At 62.6% G+C, this 16,651-nt stretch carries 16 protein-coding genes; 5 read left to right on the forward strand and 11 right to left on the reverse strand.

Annotated elements, in window-relative coordinates:
- The first annotated feature begins 17 nt into the window (after positions 1-17).
- The 3 genes from ACILSQ_RS16530 (at position 18) to ACILSQ_RS16540 (ending at position 3,810) form a co-directional block, all read left to right on the forward strand.
- Positions 18-932: a hypothetical protein gene (locus tag ACILSQ_RS16530; RefSeq protein WP_395744759.1), complete on the forward strand. Its 915-nt coding sequence runs from the start codon at positions 18-20 to the stop codon at positions 930-932.
- A 9-nt stretch (positions 933-941) separates the two neighbouring features.
- Positions 942-2,480, forward strand: a complete 1,539-nt coding sequence (locus ACILSQ_RS16535; RefSeq protein ID WP_395744760.1) for a hypothetical protein — start codon at positions 942-944, stop codon at positions 2,478-2,480.
- Positions 2,481-2,592: 112 nt separating this feature from the next.
- Positions 2,593-3,810, forward strand: coding sequence for an aminotransferase class I/II-fold pyridoxal phosphate-dependent enzyme (locus ACILSQ_RS16540; RefSeq protein ID WP_395744761.1), 1,218 nt, complete (start codon positions 2,593-2,595; stop codon positions 3,808-3,810).
- 57 nt (positions 3,811-3,867) lie between these two features.
- Here the strand turns inward: ACILSQ_RS16540 and ACILSQ_RS16545 are convergent, their stop codons facing one another.
- Positions 3,868-4,566, reverse strand: a complete 699-nt coding sequence (locus tag ACILSQ_RS16545; protein WP_395744762.1) for a vancomycin high temperature exclusion protein — start codon at positions 4,564-4,566, stop codon at positions 3,868-3,870.
- A 152-nt stretch (positions 4,567-4,718) separates the two neighbouring features.
- Between ACILSQ_RS16545 and ACILSQ_RS16550 the strand changes: the two genes are divergently transcribed.
- Positions 4,719-5,276, forward strand: coding sequence for a hypothetical protein (locus ACILSQ_RS16550; RefSeq protein WP_395744763.1), 558 nt, complete (start codon positions 4,719-4,721; stop codon positions 5,274-5,276).
- Between the two features lie 55 nt (positions 5,277-5,331).
- On the opposite strand, the gene ACILSQ_RS16555 is transcribed toward ACILSQ_RS16550, so the two are convergent.
- The 5 genes from ACILSQ_RS16555 to ACILSQ_RS16575 all read right to left on the reverse strand — a co-directional run bounded on the left by ACILSQ_RS16555 (position 5,332) and on the right by ACILSQ_RS16575 (position 9,013).
- On the reverse strand, positions 5,332-5,595 hold the full coding sequence (locus ACILSQ_RS16555; protein ID WP_395744764.1) for a hypothetical protein: 264 nt from the start codon (positions 5,593-5,595) through the stop codon (positions 5,332-5,334).
- A 234-nt stretch (positions 5,596-5,829) separates the two neighbouring features.
- Complete coding sequence (locus ACILSQ_RS16560; RefSeq protein WP_395744765.1) at positions 5,830-7,146, reverse strand: caspase family protein; 1,317 nt, start codon at positions 7,144-7,146, stop codon at positions 5,830-5,832.
- A gap of 115 nt (positions 7,147-7,261) precedes the next feature.
- On the reverse strand, positions 7,262-7,780 hold the full coding sequence (locus tag ACILSQ_RS16565) for a hypothetical protein (RefSeq protein ID WP_395744766.1): 519 nt from the start codon (positions 7,778-7,780) through the stop codon (positions 7,262-7,264).
- Positions 7,781-7,832: 52 nt separating this feature from the next.
- Entirely contained in the window at positions 7,833-8,273 is a 441-nt protein-coding gene (locus ACILSQ_RS16570; RefSeq protein ID WP_395744767.1) for a hypothetical protein, read from the reverse strand.
- Positions 8,274-8,395: 122 nt separating this feature from the next.
- Positions 8,396-9,013 carry a L,D-transpeptidase gene (locus tag ACILSQ_RS16575; protein ID WP_395744768.1) on the reverse strand — a complete coding sequence of 206 codons (618 nt, stop codon included), beginning with the start codon at positions 9,011-9,013 and terminating at the stop codon, positions 8,396-8,398.
- Between the two features lie 122 nt (positions 9,014-9,135).
- Between ACILSQ_RS16575 and ACILSQ_RS16580 the strand changes: the two genes are divergently transcribed.
- Positions 9,136-10,497, forward strand: a complete 1,362-nt coding sequence (locus ACILSQ_RS16580) for a caspase domain-containing protein (RefSeq protein ID WP_395744769.1) — start codon at positions 9,136-9,138, stop codon at positions 10,495-10,497.
- A 32-nt stretch (positions 10,498-10,529) separates the two neighbouring features.
- On the opposite strand, the gene ACILSQ_RS16585 is transcribed toward ACILSQ_RS16580, so the two are convergent.
- From ACILSQ_RS16585 to ACILSQ_RS16605, 5 genes are all read right to left on the reverse strand, one after another.
- Complete coding sequence (locus ACILSQ_RS16585) at positions 10,530-10,805, reverse strand: caspase family protein (RefSeq protein WP_395744770.1); 276 nt, start codon at positions 10,803-10,805, stop codon at positions 10,530-10,532.
- 174 nt (positions 10,806-10,979) lie between these two features.
- Complete coding sequence (locus ACILSQ_RS16590) at positions 10,980-12,797, reverse strand: SUMF1/EgtB/PvdO family nonheme iron enzyme (protein ID WP_395744771.1); 1,818 nt, start codon at positions 12,795-12,797, stop codon at positions 10,980-10,982.
- A 199-nt stretch (positions 12,798-12,996) separates the two neighbouring features.
- Positions 12,997-14,832 (reverse strand): SUMF1/EgtB/PvdO family nonheme iron enzyme, encoded by a 1,836-nt coding sequence (locus ACILSQ_RS16595; RefSeq protein WP_395744772.1) that lies wholly within the window; start codon positions 14,830-14,832, stop codon positions 12,997-12,999.
- A gap of 153 nt (positions 14,833-14,985) precedes the next feature.
- Complete coding sequence (locus ACILSQ_RS16600) at positions 14,986-15,651, reverse strand: hypothetical protein (RefSeq protein WP_395744773.1); 666 nt, start codon at positions 15,649-15,651, stop codon at positions 14,986-14,988.
- 64 nt (positions 15,652-15,715) lie between these two features.
- Complete coding sequence (locus ACILSQ_RS16605; RefSeq protein ID WP_395744774.1) at positions 15,716-16,645, reverse strand: hypothetical protein; 930 nt, start codon at positions 16,643-16,645, stop codon at positions 15,716-15,718.
- Between the last annotated feature and the right edge of the window lie 6 nt (positions 16,646-16,651).

Consider the following 16,651-nt stretch of genomic DNA (forward strand, 5'->3'; position numbering starts at 1 on the left):
ACCACTGCTCATCCCTCATGGCAAAGCGCCGACATGCCGCCAAAGACGAGATCCTCCTGGTCCCGTTTCTGGATATTCTCTGCTCGCTGATCGGGGTGCTCATCCTCATCATCGTGGTGCTGTGCGTGTCGCAGACCCAGCAGACCGAGGGGCGCACGCAGGAGGAGGTGCAGATGGCGCAGGATGCGAAGCGCATGCGCAAGGAGATCGTGGAACGCAAGGCGCTGGACGTCGTGCTCAAGGAGAAGCTGCAGACGCTGGAGGAGCTGAAAAAGCAGATCGAGGAAAAGGAGCAGCGCTTTGTGAAGCTGCGCAAGCTGCTCAGCACCTCCAAGGAACTGCAGGAGCAGAACCAGAAGATCAGCCAGAAGATGCAGAAGGAGCTGGATGACCTGATGCTCGAAATCGAGGGCATGAAGCAGCAGCAGGCGGAGAGCAAAAAGGAGATCGCCGCGCTCATGGCGGAGCTGAAGAAGCGCGAGGTGCCGCCGGACAAGAAGGTGCCGCCGGTCGTTGTGCAGCCCTCCGGCGGCGGCATGGCCGCGGACACCAAGGTTTACTTTGTCGAAGCCTCGAACGGCTCGCTGAAAATCCTCGGCGCCTGGGGGGAGGACTACCGCCTCAGCGCCTCCGCGGCCGTGGTGGTGGCGGACGTGGCCTACAATTACTTCCTCACCGAGGTGGCCAAGGACCCGAAATCTCTCATTCTCTTCCTCATTCGCGATGACGGCCAGTCCGCCTTCAACAACGGCGCGGGACGCGCGGAAAACGACTACAAGGTGCGCGTGGGCAAGCTGCCCATCCCCGGCCGCGGGAACCTGGACCTCAACCTCTTTGCCAAGTACCGCGGCAAGATCCCGCCGCCCCCGCCGGGCGCCATCCCCGCGGCCCCGCCCGCCCCTCCTCCCGTGCCACCCAAGAAATCCGCCTGACAACGCACCATGGCAAAACGCAAACACGCAGAAGAGCAGGAACTGCCGTTCGTCGCCCTGATGGACACCATGACCAATGTGGTCGGGGTGCTCATCATCGTGCTCGTCATGGTGGGGCTTAGCGTGGCCAGCGCGGTGAAGAAGGTGCTGTCAGACCTTCCGCCCGTGACCAAGGAGGAGCTGCAGCAGATCCAGGAGGAGGTGAAGAAGCTGCCCGAAAAGATCGACCCTCAGAAGGTGGAGGAGCAGAAGAAGCAGTCAGAGGCGGAGCTCAAGCGCGTCACCGAAGAGCTCAAGACCGTCGATACGTCCGACCTGCAGTCCAAAATGAAGTTCATGGATCTGGAGGCCTTCCAGAAGCAGCTGGACGAGCGGAAAAAGGAGAGGGACAAAAGCAAGGTCGAGACCGACAAGATGCTCACCGAGGTGGACCGCCTCAAGGCGCTGCTGGATCAGACCCCCGTCTTCACTCCGCCGCCGCCCACCTACGTGCGCCTGCCCAATCCGCGCGTGTATCCCGAGAAGCCCAATGAGACCCGCATCCTGGTGGCGAAGCAGGGCGTCCTGACCTTCAACCAGACCAAGTTCATGCAGCCGATCCTCGATGGCATGGAGAAGGTGAAATCCCAGCTCGAATTTCAGAAGGTGGAATTTGCCACCTTTGCCAAGCTCCTCGAAGCCATCCTGGGCTCCGCGGCCAATGCCCAGAAGGCCTGGCCGGACGTGGCCCCGCTGGTGGACCGTGTGCAGCTTGAATACGTGGCGCAGGCCTACAAGGCGCTGACGGCGGGGGGCATCCCCGCGACCAAGCAGATGCTGGCCGCCGTCGCGGATCTGGGCGTCGCCACGCGCCAGACCATGCCTGTGGTCGCCGAGGCCATCGTCGCCGCCACCAAAGGAGACGTGGCGCCCTGGCTCAAGCTGGACCCTGCCAAGGCCCCCGCGCCTCCCGTCATCAAGGCGACCGTCGCGGGCGGCAAGATCAGCTTTGCCTGGGGGGCCAACACGCGGGACGTCAAGGTCAACCCCAAGGACGTGGCGGACTATTTCCATGACCTGGCGAAGGTCAAAGGCATCGAAAACCTCAGCAAGAGCCGCACCATCTACGATGCCACGCGCATTCAGGCGATGGTGCAGCGCGCCGCCGCCAATCCGCTGCTCTCCGGCTCCTACGCCTTCGAGGCCAAGATCGTTCCCACCCTGCCTTACGTTCAGCTTGCGCTCACGCCCAAAGGCGGCGGCGGAGAGACCATCGAGGCCATGAAGCAGCCCAACTCCGCCTACATCCGCCTCATGCGCGACATCAAGGCGGACTCCCATGGCGTGGCCATCTTCCAGGTCATGCCGGACGCCTTTGAGACGTACCTCGAAGCCCGCAAGCTCGCGGATGAAGTGGGCGTTCCCGCCACCTGGGAGTTCCTGGCCAAGCTGGACCTCATCGTGAACCTCACCGGCTACGAAGTCCAGCGCCTGGCCCCCACGCCGCCCCGCCCCGCCACCACCGGTACGGGCGTCATCATCGCGCCGCCTAAGCGGTCCTTGGATTAGGATAGGCTCCTTACCCATGTTCTTTCAGGCATTCTGAAAGGCTTATCATAATGTAAGGAGTTCATGGACAGCACGTTTTCCGGTGCCACTGTCGCGGCTCATTTGCGCCCCGATGTCCTCTATTTCTCCGACCAGCCCCCTCCCATTGTTTGACAAGGTGCGCAAATTTCGTGCGGCGGGGGAGCTGGAGGGCGTCCGGGCAGCGGGCATCTACCCCTACTTCCGGGAGATTGCCTCCGCCCAGGACACCGAGGTCATCATCAATGGCCAGCAGGTGCTCATGCTGGGGTCCAACAGCTACCTCGGCCTGACCAATGATCCGCGCATCAAGGAGGCCATCTGCCAGGCGGTGCAGAAATACGGCGCAGGCTGCGCGGGCTCCCGCTTTCTGAATGGCACGCTGGACATCCATGTGCAGCTCGAAGAGGAGCTGGCGCAGCTGATGAAGAAGCAGGCGGTGCTGCTGTACAGCACCGGCTTCCAGGTGAACCTGGGCGTCATCAGCGCCATTGTCGGGCGTGAGGACTGCATTTTAGCGGACCGGGCGAACCACGCCAGCCTGGCCGCCGGCTGCCAGATGGCTCCGGGGAAGACCTTTCTTTTTTCCCACAATGACATGACCTCTCTGGCGCGGCGTCTGGCGCATCTGCCGCCGGAGGCCCCCAAGATCATCGTGGTGGACGGTGTCTTCAGCATGGAGGGGGACATCATCAAGCTTCCCGAGCTGGTCAAACTCGCCAAACAGTACCACGCCGCCGTGATGGTGGATGACGCCCACAGCATCGGCGTTCTCGGCGAGCACGGCTCCGGCACCGCCTCCCACTTTGGCCTCGTGGATGACGTGAACCTGGTCATGGGCACCTTCAGCAAGTCGCTCGCCAGCCTTGGCGGCTTCATCGCCGGAGACGCGGACACCATCGACTACCTCAAGCACCACTCCCGCCCGCTGGTTTTCAGCGCGAGCATGAGTCCGGCCAATGTGGCCGCCGCGCTGGCCGCGCTGCGCATCATGATCGCCGAGCCCGAGCGCATGACGCAGCTCTGGGCCAATACGGAGCGGATGAAGCAGGGCCTGCTGGGGCTGGGCTACAAGCTGGGCGCCACTGAAACGCCCATCCTGCCGGTGTATGTGCATGACACGATGAAGACCTTCCTCTTCTGCAAACGCCTGCAGGATGAAGGCGTCTTTGTGAATCCTGTGATCCCACCGGGGGTGCCTCCCGGGGAAGAGCTGCTGCGCGTGAGCCTCATGGCGACCCATACCTTTGCCCAGATCGACCGCGCCCTGGAGAAATTTGAGAAGATCGGCAAAGAACTCGGGCTCATCTGAGTCTCTGCGTTTTCCAGTGTGCATGCGGCGCGGTGTGAAACCCCTGCCGCCACCGCCTCAGCTCTGTGTGGAGGCTTTGGGAAGGAGGGTCAGATGCTTTGAGCCATGCTGCTCCCAGGCTTCCGTCCAGTCGCGCAGGCCGGCGAGATCCAGCACCGCGCGGACGCAGGCCGCTTCTTCACGTGCCAGGCTGGTTTCGCGGGGCTGGTTCGGGATGGAGCAGGCGATGGCCGGGACGCCCAGGCCGCGGGCGAGGAGGAGGGAGCGCGGGCAGTAGAGCTCCTGGGTGACGATGACGAGGCGGCGGCCGGCGGCGATCTGGCCGGCGCGGTGGATGGAGTCGTAGGTGGAGAGGCCGGCGGGGTCTTCGACCATGGCGTAATCTGGAACGCCCAGGCCCTGGAGCATGCGGCGCATGGCATGGGGCTCATGGTAGCTGGGGCAGCGGCCGTCACCGCTGAGGATGAGGTGGGAAACCAGGCCCGCATGATACAGGCGGGCGGCGGCCTCCACACGCTCCCGCAGCAGGCTGCCACGGATGGAAGTGCCGGGCACCAGGGCCACCTGCTGGGCGGCGGGGACCTGCTGCTCGGAAAAGATGTCAGTGCGGGTGAGCTGGCGGGTGGCCTCGAGAACGAGGCGGCTGAGGCGGTCCTTGCGCTTCCAGGCCTGGGCGAGGCAGGTGCAGCCGATGGCGAGGAGGGTGAGGGTGCGGACGATTTTAAGCAGCGGGCGGGAGGGAGAGCGTGTTTTCATGCCTCCGAAAAGAGAGGCGGATTTGAGTTTTCCGGCGGCGGCTGAATTTCAGCGGGGCCCTGGCGGCAGGGGCGCAGATGATTCTACAAATGTTCTTCATCTGTCGTGCGTTACAGGAGGTGATTACCGGCGCAGATGCGTCTTGTCCGCTTATGAAACCAGCCTCCGCACGTTCAAGCCCAGAGGAAAAGAATTCCTGGCGGTGGTTCAGGGAACTGCTGGTGATGACCGCGGCCTGGCTGCTGACGAGCTGCTCAGCAAGGACGTGGGACATGTTTGATCCGGAGTATGACGCACTGCTGCCCTACACGGGAAAGGACTGGCCGGAGAACAAGATCGTGGGCATCTGGGTGACGCAGACGCAGCCACGGATAGGACTGCCCTCCCGGCGATGGACGGCGCTGGTGAAGGCGGACCACACGGCGATGATCCGGGTGGACGGGAAATATGGCGGGTGGGGAAGGTGGACCTACGACGGGCATGGTACCTGGACGGTGACGCCTGTGGAATACACGAATGCGGTGGCCAACAAGTCGCTGGGGCAAAAGTGGCTGCCCGCGACGCTGCGCTGCAATGGGAGGTATGGGCTGCTGGATGGACGGTTCAATGGCGGGGTGCCGGCGCGGTTTGGCGTCATTCACGGGCATCAGATTTTTGCGCGTTCTGAGGACGAGGCTGGTGTGGAGCATGTGCTGAGCAAGCACTACTGATTTTTCATCCACAGTGGTGCCAGTGTGGCGGTGGTGAATGCGCTGGGTGGTACGGCTACCGCCGCCTGTCCAGATGTTCTTCGACGGCGGCGTCATCGCTGGCACGCACATAAACGAGCTGCTGTGTGCCCAACGCGCTGCGTTGCTCTAAGAGCAGGCACTGGCCATCGAAGCGAATGGGGCCTTTGCTGGAGTCTATACAGTCCTGCCAGACTATAGAGTGCTGCCAGATGCCGCCGCCTTCATACCGCCAGGTTAACCTGGTCTCTCGTATGGGGCGGCTCTTCCGCCAGATGCCGGTGCCGTCAGGCCGGATCAAGAGGCTAATTCTGGGATTGTTCCTCGGCAACTTAGCGTGAGACACCCATGTGCCGACAATTTCATTTCCAGCGCAGTCGTGGCGTGCGTTCTGAAGGCGACGGGTGTATTCGAGATCGGTGATGGTGCATCCGGACAGGCAGATACCGAGGACCAGTGCAAGAAGGTGAAACCGCGAGAAATAGAAACGCCGTAATGTTAGTTTCATCACGCAGGGGATGTGTGTGGTCTTGTCTCAGCGTTTCTGCTCAAACTTCGTGGCGGCGCGGCGGAACTGCTCGTCGAGGCTTTCCGAGGAGGCGGGCGGGCCGATGAGATAGACTGCTGGATTCGTGGGCTGGCGTGAGGCGGCGGGCTGCGGGCGTGGCGTTGCTGGCCTGGCGGCGACGGGTTTGGGAGCGGGGGCCTGCTGCTCACGCACGGCATCGAGATTCAGAGCCTTCAAGGTGGTGGTGTCGAGCCTGCCGGAGACGGGGACGGCATGGGCGCGCTGCCAGGCGATGAGGGCGCGCTGGGTGCCGGGACCGGGGGTGCCGTCCGCGCTGCTGGTGTAGAGGCCCTGTTTTTTCAGCACCTCCTGCACCTGGGTGAGGATGCGGGTGCGCGAGTAGCTGTTGTAGCCGGAGTAGGGGCCGCCTTCGTAGAGCGCCTGGAGGTCAAAGTAACCGCGGGCTGGCAGCGCGGGGCCGGCTTCCGCAGCCACCGCTTCTGCGGGAGCAGGAGCAGGCGGTGCTGACTGCACGACTGCGGGTGAGGGTGCGGGCGCCTGCGGTGCCGTGGCACCCTGGGCGAAGCGGAATTCGCGGAAGGGCAGGGTGCTGCCGTTGTAAAAGAGGCGCGGCTTCTGTTTGCCTGCGGTGGTTTTGATCACGCTTTCCTCCACGCGGCCGAAGACTTCAAAGGAGTGGATGCCGGGCTGGGGCAGTTCATCGAGCAGGGCCTGGGTGAAGGGGCTGTGTGCATCCCGGTCCTGCATGCGGTCCAGTGCGGGCTTTCCGGGGCTGGCGGAGTAAACGACGAGCGTGGCTTCGTTGAGGGTATCCTGGTCCAGGGTGGCGAGGCCGCCGCTGCTGCCGCGGGTGGCCAGCCAGGAGCGGCCTTCGAGAGGATTGTCGCGGCAGCAGTCGAGGATGACCATGCGGGCGGGAACGTTCATGCGTTTGAGTTCTTCGAGCAGGCTGTCCATGCTCAGGGCCTGGGTGCGGAGCTGCAGCTCGCGCTCGAGTTTGGCATCGACGGGGACGAGGTAGTTGGTGCCATTGCTCTCGATGCCGTGGCCTGCGTAATAGACCAGCACAGCGCGGGCGCCGGCCGCTTTGACGCGGAGGGTGTCGAGCGCCTCGATCATGCTTTCCAGTCCGGCGTTTGAGGCGGTGAGGGTCTCAAAGCCGAGTTTCTGCAAGGCTCCGGCCACCGCCGAGGCATCGTTCACCGCCGTCTCCAGCGGGCGTGCGTGCTGGTAGGCGTCATTGCCGATGACGAGGGCCACGCGGTCTGCCGCATGGAGAGTGAACGTCAGCAGAACCGGGAGGATGAAGCGGAGCGTTTTCATGCGGAGTGGAGGCACGTGGGCAGAAGAGAGAATTTATCGGAAATGGCAGTCAGGCAATTAAGAAGATGTGCGGTGGAAGTTGCGGGGATTTTGCGGGGTGGGGCGGTATTCATCTTCATGGCCGGGCTGTCACTTTGCCTGGAGCCGACGCAGATGGCGGCGAGGTCTGCTGGGCGGCCTGCTCCCGCTGGGGGCGCTTGTATGACGAATGCGAGCTGCGGCGGGACAGAAAATCGTCCACGGCCGCCTCATCTGCAGCATTTACAAAAACCAGCCGGTAGACATTGAACATGAGCAGCTCACGCCCCGTGGTCTTCAGCGCGAAGGGAGAACCTTTGCCGATGACCTGCGCACGCCAGATGCCGCCGCCGGCGTAACTCCAGTTAAGATCCCGTTCCGAAGACTGGTCTTTGGCCCCATAGCGCCAGCGGCCGGTTCCATCCGGGCGGAGCTGCATGGTGACTTTTGCTCCCTTGAGGAAATCGAGCTGTGACACCCAGATGCCCACCACCTCGTTTCCCTGGCAGTTTGTCAGGACTTTGGCGCTAAGCGCATTGAATTCGGGATGGGCGACGCAGGAGGAGAGCAGGCACAGGGCAGCCAGACCCAGCATGCGGAGAAAGGCCGGGGCCATGCAATTATTCAATGATGCTGAGCGGACCGGTGTTTTCATGATGGGAAAAAGTTCAACGGCGGTTCAGATGCTTCTCCACAGCGGCCTCGTCATCGGCACGCACGTACACATCATGGGTCGCATCCAATGCGCGGCTCTCCAGCAGCAGGCATTGGCCATCGTAATGAATGGGGCCGGACCGTGGCCCCTGCTGATGCTGCCAGACTCCGCGGCCTGTGTACTGCCAGGTGATTCTGCGTTCCCGGAAGACATCTGAAGTGTCCCTGCCGATGCCGGTCCCGTCCGGACGGAGGAGGAGGGTGTATCGCCTGGACTTGCGGGCATAGCTTGGTTGTGAGACCCAGACGCCGACGATTTCGTTTCCAGTGCAGTCGGTCCGGGCATTCGGCAGCCTTCGTGCGTACTCCATGTCGATGTGCGTGCAACTGAACATGCCGGAGAGGACGAGCAGGCTTAGCAGATGCAGGCAGGTCTTTTGAGAAGACTTTTTCATAAGTGTGTGCGTCAGGGAGAGCTCCGGTTTATTCTGGCTGCCATTGGCAGACATGCAAACAACAAGCGCCATCTCTCCGGCTCCCGCCCGGCCTTGAAGTGGCCGGACGGGCCACCAAGATTTCACTGCGCCTCCTCATGCTCGGCGGCGAGGCGGCGGCAGAGGCGGTTTTCGGTGATCATGACGGTGGTGCCGACGGCGAGCTCTTCGAAGACGGTGATGACGTCCTTCATGCCCATGCGGACGCAGCCGTAGCTGGCGGGGCGGCCGAGATTGCGCTCCTCCGGGGTGCCGTGGATGTAGATGAGGCGCTGCTCGGTGTTGCGGTTGCTGGATTCGAGGCCGCGCAGCCAGAGGATGCGGGAGACGACGGGATCGCGGCCCGGTGCATTCGGTGTCAGCACCTCGCCGTTCCAGGCGCGGGCCTTCAGCACGGCGCCGGCGGGGAGACCTGCGCCGATTTTGTCGGCGATCTCCAGGTGGCCGAGCGGCGTCTTGCAGCTTCCGGGTGCGCTGCCCAGCCCGAACTTCGAGGTGGAGATGGTGTACTTCTTCTTCAGCACGCCGTGTTCATACAGGCCGAGCTTCTGATCCTTCACGCTGACGATGACTTCGTCGGGGTGCAGAGGAGCGGCTGTGGTGTGGAGGCGGGGCTGGAAGGAACTGCACTGGCTGAGCAGCGCGGCGGAGACGAGGAGGAGAGAGAGGCGAAGAGCCGTGGCGGGAGGCAGCGTTTTCATGCCCTCCGAAAGAAAGGGGGCGGGAGATTTTCCGGAAGGATTTGCCGCCTGAAAATTCGATTCCCCCCCCCTCTTTTCCTTGGATACACTGCGCCCACGTCGCACCGCCCACCGTACCCGCCATGAAACTCTGGACTGCCTTCCTCGCCTGTCTGTACTGTATCGTTGCTTCCGCAGGGGAGCGCCATGCCCTCGTTATCGGAAACTCGCACTACCCCGCCGACGGACTGCTCGTGACCCCGCTGGACAACTGCATCCCCGACGCCCGCCTCATCACCTCCACGCTCCGGAGCATCGGCTTCAAAGTCACCCTCGTGGAAGATGCCTCCAAAAGCGCCATGGACGACGCCCTCCTCGCCTGGGAGGAAAAGCTGCCCAAAGGCTGCGATGCCCTCGTGTACTTCGCCGGACACGGCATCGAGCACAATGGGAAGAACTACCTTCTCGGCACCAATTCAAAGCTCAAGGCGCAGAGCCGTATAGGTGAAGAGGCGCTGGAAGCCGAGACGCTGGCGGTGGCCATGCTGCTTGCTGGTGCGAAGTCCAGCTTCCTCTTCCTGGACTGCTGCCGAGAAGCCCCGCCTGCGGAGTGGGTGACACGCGGCCTGAAGAAGCGCGGCTTGGCGGATGTGAAGGTGGATGGCGACATCATCATCGCATACGCCGCGAAGCCTGGGGAAGGCGCTCTGGATCAGCCGGTTGTAAGCGGTGACAACGTGCTGTCTGGCAACGGTCCTTATGCGCAGGCATTGGTAAAGTTCCTGTCCGGAGGACTGAAGCATACGGATTTTTTCCAGCAGGTGCGCAAGGAGGTAGCCCGTCTGACCGGGGGCAAACAGCGCACTTGGGAGAACGGCAGTTTTTTGGAGGAGTTTTATTTCAGCGCGCCCTCAAATACACCAAGTTCAAATAAGGCGCAAAACGCTTCCCCACAGCGAGACTTCATGCTCATCGAAGTGGGTGACAAGCCAAGGAAGATTTCTCTCATTCCTGCTGAAGAACTAGCGAGGCTGCGCATTTCCAATCCAGACCTCAAAGCAGTGAACCGGGCCTTCAGACTGGATCTCACATCGAAGGATATTGGCAAGCACATTCAAGGGTTCTCATTTGAGGCCCGGAACGACTTCGGAGTCCCTGCAGTTTTTTATGACGGCTCTGAGGGAACTGTAGAATTTGCAAAAGTTTCAAAGCCATCCATCTGGCGCCAGTCCGGCAACATTAAAGACATGCTGGCATATCCCCTGGAGTATATAGCTGGCCGACGTCGTTTCAATGGAGGAAAGAATGGGTATCCTTTGCTTGCAGGTGATTTAACCGCCTGGACCATGATGAAAGAGGATGCCTGGCTGATGCTCCTAGATCCGGGGGTAAGCGTTTCTAAAGAACAGCCGATTTTTACAGTATCGGCCACTGCACAGTTGTTTCTTTCAAAAGATGCTCCGCCAAATCCTCAAACTGAGGCGGTTCTTATTTACTACAAATAGCGCCCCAATGACCTTTGGGAGTCATGGCTTCGTCACTCCCGTTTATGGAGGCACTGGCCTTCGCAGAATTTGATGAGCGCCTCCTCCATGCCGAGGCGCGTGGCGTTTTTCACCTCGGGCGCCATCTTGAAACCTGCCTGCGTCATGAGCCGGTGCATGAGCGCGGCGTCATTGAGCGTGGTGGACAGGTCGGGAAAGCGGCCGGTGTCTGAGTAGTCACGATTGCCAATGACGATGCCCTGGCGCTCCGCGGCGAAGGTGCTGAGGGTGAAGGACAGTGTGCAGAAGGTGAGAAGGAGGCGCTTCATGAGCTGGCGGATTTTTTGAGGGCCTACGGAACACACGGAATGCACGGAAGGGGTGGAGGGAGGGGCAAGAGCAGCGCGGTGAGGAAGAACAGGAGGTGCTTCACGGGTGCTGGCGGTTTTGATGGCCTACGGAACACACGGAATACACGGAAAGGGAGGGGATGCCTGCGCTTGTTACGGGGTGGATGGAACTAGGGCGGGGCGGAAGCCCAGACCGCTGTTGCTACGGTCGCCCGGCTCATGGCTGCACCGGTGGGCCGCGCGGCAGTAGGCGGCGAGGCAGTCCCACGAGCCGCCACGAATCACGCGGACGATGCCCGAAGAAGGCCCCTTGGGATCTGCCACGCTGCTAAAGATGTCGGCAGCATACCAATCCGCACACCATTCATAAAGGTTGCCGATCATGTCGTGCAAACCCCAGGCATTGGCTTTCTTCTGCCCCACTCGCCGTGGTCCGGCAACGCCGCCTGGATACTGCTTTTCCGGCCAGACTTTGGTATCCCAGCCACGCCCACTGTAGCCTTCGCTGCTGTTCCCTCCATACCAGGCGATGGCGTCGAGTGCGGGCGCATTCGTTTTACCTTTGATGGTCATGCCGCCACTGTACAGAGTGGTTTCCGTGTCCGCGCGGCAGGCATACTCCCACTGTGCCTCCGTGGGCAGGCTGTAGCGCCAGCCAGCGGGGATTTTTCCGGCGGACCTTTCCTTGTCGGTGAGCTTCCGGCAGTACTCCACGGCCTCGTCCCAGCTCACAAAGTAGATCGGCAGGCTGGGGGATTCGATGGCGATTTGGTTGGCCGGATCGTCATCGCGCTTGGCTCCCTTCAAGTCGCGGAGGGTTGTTATTTTGCCATCGATGTCATAAAGCGTGTCATCCTGGAGCATCTTGCGGGCCTGGTCTTTGAGGGTGGTGCCCATCACGGTCTCCCACTCGCCCTGGGTGACTTCGTTTTGGCTGAGCCAGAAGCCGCGGGTGAGTTTGACCTTGTGCCGGGTTTCGTCGTCGGTGGTGACATCATCCCGGGCGAAGGTTTTCTTGTCTTCTTCGCTGCTGCCCATCCAGAATTCTCCGGGCGGGCACCAGCGGAAGGGGGTGCCTTTGGAGTTTTCCCAGGCTTGGCCGGCGAAGGTGCCGGCGAAGGGGTCGGCTGTTACCACTGCTGGCGCTGGTGCGGGCATGGGGGCGGGGGCCACGGGGCTGCTGGTGGGGGGAGAGAAGTAAAACTCGTCGAGGAAGCTGCCGTTTTCCCAGGTGCGCTGCTGGCCGCCGGTGAGGCGGGCCACTTCCCGGCGCACCTGCTGGAAGAAATCGGTGTGCTTGAGGCCGGAGCGGAGGAAGCGGTCCACCGCCTGCGCGTAGGGGCCGTGGGCGAGGGTGACGTCCGTGCCGCTGATGGTGGGGGTGTCCAGGGCGCTGTCTCCGGGCTTGGCGGCGTAGGCGATGATGATGTCGCCGTTGATCTTCACATCGGCGAGGCCGCGTTTTTTGATGCCGCGTGTGACCCACTCCGCAGGCGGGGCTTCGCGGCAGCAGTCCAGGAAGAGGAGGCTGGACTTGGCTCCGGAGAGGAGCATGGCCTGCGCCACGGTCTCTGCCTCCAGCGCTTCTTCGCCGATGCGGCTCTGGGCCTTGAGGCGGGCATTGGTGCCGAGGAGGTAGTTCCTGCCGTTGTGCTCGATGCCGTGACCGGCGAAGTACACGAGGGCGTCGCAGCCTTTCGGCAGTTTTTCCTCCCAGGCGAGGAGGGCGTCGTCCATGGCGCTCTTGGTGGCATCTTCCACGAGGGTGACTTTGAAGCCGAGGCTCTGGAGGGTGGAGGCGATGAGGCGGGCGTCGGGGATGCAGTTGTCCAGGGGGGTGACGAGGAGGCCGTTCTCGGGGTAGTGGGTGTTTCCGATGACGAGCGCGTGGCGCTCTGCGGCCAAGGCGCTGAGCGTGAAGAACAGCGTGGTGAGGATGAGCAGGAGGTGCTTCATGAGTTTGCTGATCATTTTTGGGTGGCCTACGGAACACACGGAATACACGGAAATGGAAAAGCTGAGTCCGCTTTCCGGATTCTCCACTTCTGACATTCCGAGTATTCCGTGTGTTCCGTAGGCACTCCCTTCCGGATTCTCAGCGTGCCGAAGATGAGAAAGAGAGTGTCTGCGATGCATGAGCTTTTAATTGTAGGCAACCAGGGCGGGGAGCCTACCTGGAGCGGACGAGGGCGGGGCGGAAGCCGAGGAAATTGAGGCGGAGGCCGGGCTCCAGGGAGCGGCGCTTGGCGGCGCGGCAGTAGGCGGCGCCGCTGTCCCACGAGCCGCCGCGCACGACGCGGCCGGTGCCGTAGGCGGGGCCGATGGGGTTTTCCACGCCGCTGGAGATGTCCGGGAAATACCAGTCCGTGCACCACTCCCAGACATTGCCGATCATGTCGTGCAGGCCCCAGGCGTTGGGCTGCTTCAGGCCGACCTGGCGCGGGCCGGCGAGGCCGCCGGGGTACTGCTTCTGGGGCCATCCGGCGGTGTTGAAGCCGGGGCCGATGAAGCCCTGGCTGCTGTTGCCGCCATACCAGGAGATGGCATCGAGGGTGGCGGAGTTGTTGCTGCCAAAAATGATCATGCGGCCGCTGTAAACGGGGGTCTCGGTGCCGGCGCGGCAGGCGTGCTCCCACTGTGCCTCGGTGGGCAGGGTGTAGCGCCAGTTGGCGGGGATTTTGCCGGAGGCGTGCTCGGCGTCTGTGAGCTTGCGGCAGTACTCCATGGCCTCCTCCCAGCTGACCATGTAGATGCAGGCGCCGGAGGAGGGGGTGAAGGAGAGGTCTTCCGGGCGGGCGTCTTTCTTCACGCGCCAGAACTCCCGCAGGGTGGTCCTCCCACCACCCAGGGCGTAGAGGGTGTCGTCACGCAGGGCCTTTTTGGCCTGGTCCTTCACGGTCGCGCCCATGACGGTCTCCCAGTCAATCTGGGTGGCCTCGTGCTGGCTGAGCCAGAAGCCGAGGCTGAGCTTCACCTTGTGGCGGGGTTCGTCACTGGTGACGCAGGCGTCGCGGTTGAAGGTGGCTTTGTCCTCCGGAGTGCTGCCCATCCAGAACTCGCCGGGCGGGCACCAGCGGAAGGGGGTGCCGTGGGAGTTTTTCCAGCTCTGCCCGGGGGTGGTGCCTGCAAAGGAGACCTCCGCCGCGGCGGGCGGGGGCGTCACGGGCACGGGCGTCACGGGCACGGGCGTCACGGGCATGACGGACGCTGAAGAGGAAGAGGGCGTGCTGCGTGAAGGGGTGGAGAAGTAATACTCCTCGATGAAGCTGCCGCTTTCCCAGGTGCGCTGCTGGCCGCCGGTGAGGCGGGAGACCTCCATGCGCACCTGCTGGAAGACATCGGTATGCTTCAGGCCGGAGCGAAGAAAGCGGGCCAGGGCCTGCGCGTAAGGGCCGTTGGTGGTTTTGACGTCGGCCCCGGTGATGGTGGGGAGATCCATGGCGCTGGCGCCGGGCTTGGCGGCGTAGGCGATGATGATGTCGCCATCGACCTTCACCTCGGCGAGGCCGCGTTTTTTGATGCCGCGGGTGACCCAGTCCGCAGGGGGGGCTTCACGGCAGCAGTCGAGGAAGAGGAAGCTGGACCTGGCGCCAGCCTCCAGCATGGCCTTGGCCACCGTTTCGGCCTCGAGCGCTTCTTCGCCGATGCGGCTCTGGGCTTTGAGGCGGGCATTGGTGCCGAGGAGGTAGTTCTTGCCATTGTGCTCGATGCCGTGACCGGCGAAGTACACGACGGCTTCGCAGTCTTTGGGCAGTTTTTCCTCCCAGGCGAGGAGGGCGTCATCCATGGCGCCACGGGTGGCGTCCTCCACGATGACGACTTTGAAGCCGATGCCCTGGAGTGTGGAGGCGACGAGGCGGGCGTCTGTGATGCAGTTGTCCAGCGGGGTGACGAGCACGCCCCCTTCAGGGTAGTGGGTGTTTCCGATGACGAGCGCGTGGCGCTCCGCGGCCAGGGAGCTGAGGGTGAAAGACAGTATGCAGAAGGTGAGAAGGAGGCACTTCATGAGCTGGCTGATTTTTTGAGGGCCTACGGAACACACAGAATACACGGAAAGGGGAGGAGGACGAAAGTCTGATGGATTCTGCGGGGATGAGATTCCGGGTGTTCCGCCGGGCTCCGCAGGCGCTGCTTTCCGGGCTTTGCTCCGGTGCTGCTCTCAGCGAGGCCGTGCGGCGGCGCGGACGGAGCGGATGAACCAGAGGAGGATGACGAGGCCGCCGAGAATGGCGAGGGCGATGGCGCCAATGCGGACCCAGTCGGCGGTGGTGTATTTTCCGGGGATGATCTGGCTGGCTTCATCGCCCCAGGTTTTCTCCCCGCTGGCGACGTTGTGAACGCTGATGCTGGCGCGGAGGGTGAGGGCGCCATTGACACTGCGGTCGATGTCGATGCGGGGCAGCACCACGGCCTGCGCGCCCACGAGCGCGAGTTTTTGCACGGTGCTTTTCTCCAGCGAGTCACCGTAGTTCTGCTGGAAGCCGATTTCGGTGAGGACTTTTTCCAGGGTGCTGTCGGCGCGGGTGTAGAGCTTGTAGCCGGCGGACTTGGCCTTCTGGGTGAAGGCGTTTTCAAACTGGAGGGTGAAGTAGCCCTGGTCGATGTCCCGGCCCAGCGGGAGGATGATGTAGCTTTTGCCTCCGCTGGCCGCTTCATTGGCGGTGAAGGCCGCCAGCACGTCCGCGATGGCGAGCCGTCCGGCGTCCTTGATGACGGCGATGTCGGTGTCCGCCGGGAGGGTGAGGGGGCGGGGCTGGGGGATGCCCTGGGCGTGCAAGGTCGCAGCCGCGAGAAGAAGAGTGGCGGTGAGGTGCAGGAGTTTCATGGACGGGAAAAGTTCAAAGTTTAAGGTTTAAAGTTTCAAGGCGGAGGCGTGGTGTGACCGCGGTTCATTTCATCCAGTCTTTGTTTTTCTGGCGGAGCTTTTCGTTCTGGACGATGCGGATGTGCTTCACGTTGATGATCCACTTCTCGTGCTTGGGCAGGTTTTCCATGTAGGCGCGCCAGAAGCTCTCGGTCTGCGGCGCGCCGATGATTTCAATGACGGCGAGCTTGGTGGCCTTGTCATAGGTGAGCTGGCGCACGTGGTACACGCCTTTGAGCTTGGCGGTGTACTCCATGATCTGCAGCAGGTGCTGGTGGTCCTGCACGCCTTTGAGCTGCGCCTCATGCACGAGGATCTTGTGCGCCTTTTCCAGGGTCTTCACGATCACTTCCTTCACGGCGGCGTCCACGGCCGATTCAAAGGCGGAGCGCAGCGCCACTTCGGGGTCGATGTGGCGCTCGCCGTCCTTGCGCACGGTCTGGCTGACCAGAAGCTCCTCAGACATGGGGTTGTACACCTGCACGGTGGCCTCGGCCTCGTAGAGGCTGAGCTTGCCGAGCTTGGGCTTCTCACGGCCGGAGACTTTGGTATAGACCACGAGGTCGGCCAGACGGTCGTTGCCGATGTCCTGCAGCGCCTTGGGCTCCACGCGGCCATCGATGACGCTGCCCTTGGAGAAGACCCGGAAGTCGGCGTCGCTGAAGGCTTCGGTGACGCGTGTTTCAAAGGCCTCGGCGTTTTCATCAAACACAAACGTGGCGCGCATGCAGCCGAGTTCGGTGATCTGCACGCCCGCCTTCACTTCCTTGAGGAAGTCAGCCTCGGCGCGGGCTTCGCCCGCGGCCTTGTCATCCGCGGGTTTTTGGATCGTGGCGTTGCCGGAGTTTTTCTCGAAGCGGGAGGGCGGCACATCGGCGCGGCATGGCTGGGTGGAAACAAGTCCGGACAGTGCCAGCAGGAAGGAACAGGCGAGGCGTGAGGTGTGAGTCTTCATGATGAT

The organism is Prosthecobacter sp. (genome assembly GCF_044227185.1).
In the GTDB taxonomy this organism is placed as follows: domain Bacteria; phylum Verrucomicrobiota; class Verrucomicrobiia; order Verrucomicrobiales; family Verrucomicrobiaceae; genus Prosthecobacter.

Bases quoted from the DNA above. Each gene is read 5' to 3' on its own strand.
- ACILSQ_RS16530 (WP_395744759.1), top strand. From the start codon at position 18: ATGGCAAAGCGCCGACATGCCGCCAAAGACGAGATCCTCCTGGTCCCG.
- ACILSQ_RS16565 (WP_395744766.1), bottom strand. From the start codon at position 7,780: ATGGCCCCGGCCTTTCTCCGCATGCTGGGTCTGGCTGCCCTGTGCCTG.
- ACILSQ_RS16575 (WP_395744768.1), bottom strand. From the start codon at position 9,013: ATGAAAACGCTGCCTCCCGCCACGGCTCTTCGCCTCTCTCTCCTCCTC.
- ACILSQ_RS16545 (WP_395744762.1), bottom strand. From the start codon at position 4,566: ATGAAAACACGCTCTCCCTCCCGCCCGCTGCTTAAAATCGTCCGCACC.
- ACILSQ_RS16580 (WP_395744769.1), top strand. From the start codon at position 9,136: ATGAAACTCTGGACTGCCTTCCTCGCCTGTCTGTACTGTATCGTTGCT.
- ACILSQ_RS16560 (WP_395744765.1), bottom strand. From the start codon at position 7,146: ATGAAAACGCTCCGCTTCATCCTCCCGGTTCTGCTGACGTTCACTCTC.
- ACILSQ_RS16535 (WP_395744760.1), top strand. From the start codon at position 942: ATGGCAAAACGCAAACACGCAGAAGAGCAGGAACTGCCGTTCGTCGCC.
- ACILSQ_RS16540 (WP_395744761.1), top strand. From the start codon at position 2,593: ATGTCCTCTATTTCTCCGACCAGCCCCCTCCCATTGTTTGACAAGGTG.
- ACILSQ_RS16595 (WP_395744772.1), bottom strand. From the start codon at position 14,832: ATGAAGTGCCTCCTTCTCACCTTCTGCATACTGTCTTTCACCCTCAGC.
- ACILSQ_RS16600 (WP_395744773.1), bottom strand. From the start codon at position 15,651: ATGAAACTCCTGCACCTCACCGCCACTCTTCTTCTCGCGGCTGCGACC.
- ACILSQ_RS16570 (WP_395744767.1), bottom strand. From the start codon at position 8,273: ATGAAAAAGTCTTCTCAAAAGACCTGCCTGCATCTGCTAAGCCTGCTC.
- ACILSQ_RS16550 (WP_395744763.1), top strand. From the start codon at position 4,719: ATGAAACCAGCCTCCGCACGTTCAAGCCCAGAGGAAAAGAATTCCTGG.
- ACILSQ_RS16585 (WP_395744770.1), bottom strand. From the start codon at position 10,805: ATGAAGCGCCTCCTTCTCACCTTCTGCACACTGTCCTTCACCCTCAGC.
- ACILSQ_RS16590 (WP_395744771.1), bottom strand. From the start codon at position 12,797: ATGATCAGCAAACTCATGAAGCACCTCCTGCTCATCCTCACCACGCTG.
- ACILSQ_RS16605 (WP_395744774.1), bottom strand. From the start codon at position 16,645: ATGAAGACTCACACCTCACGCCTCGCCTGTTCCTTCCTGCTGGCACTG.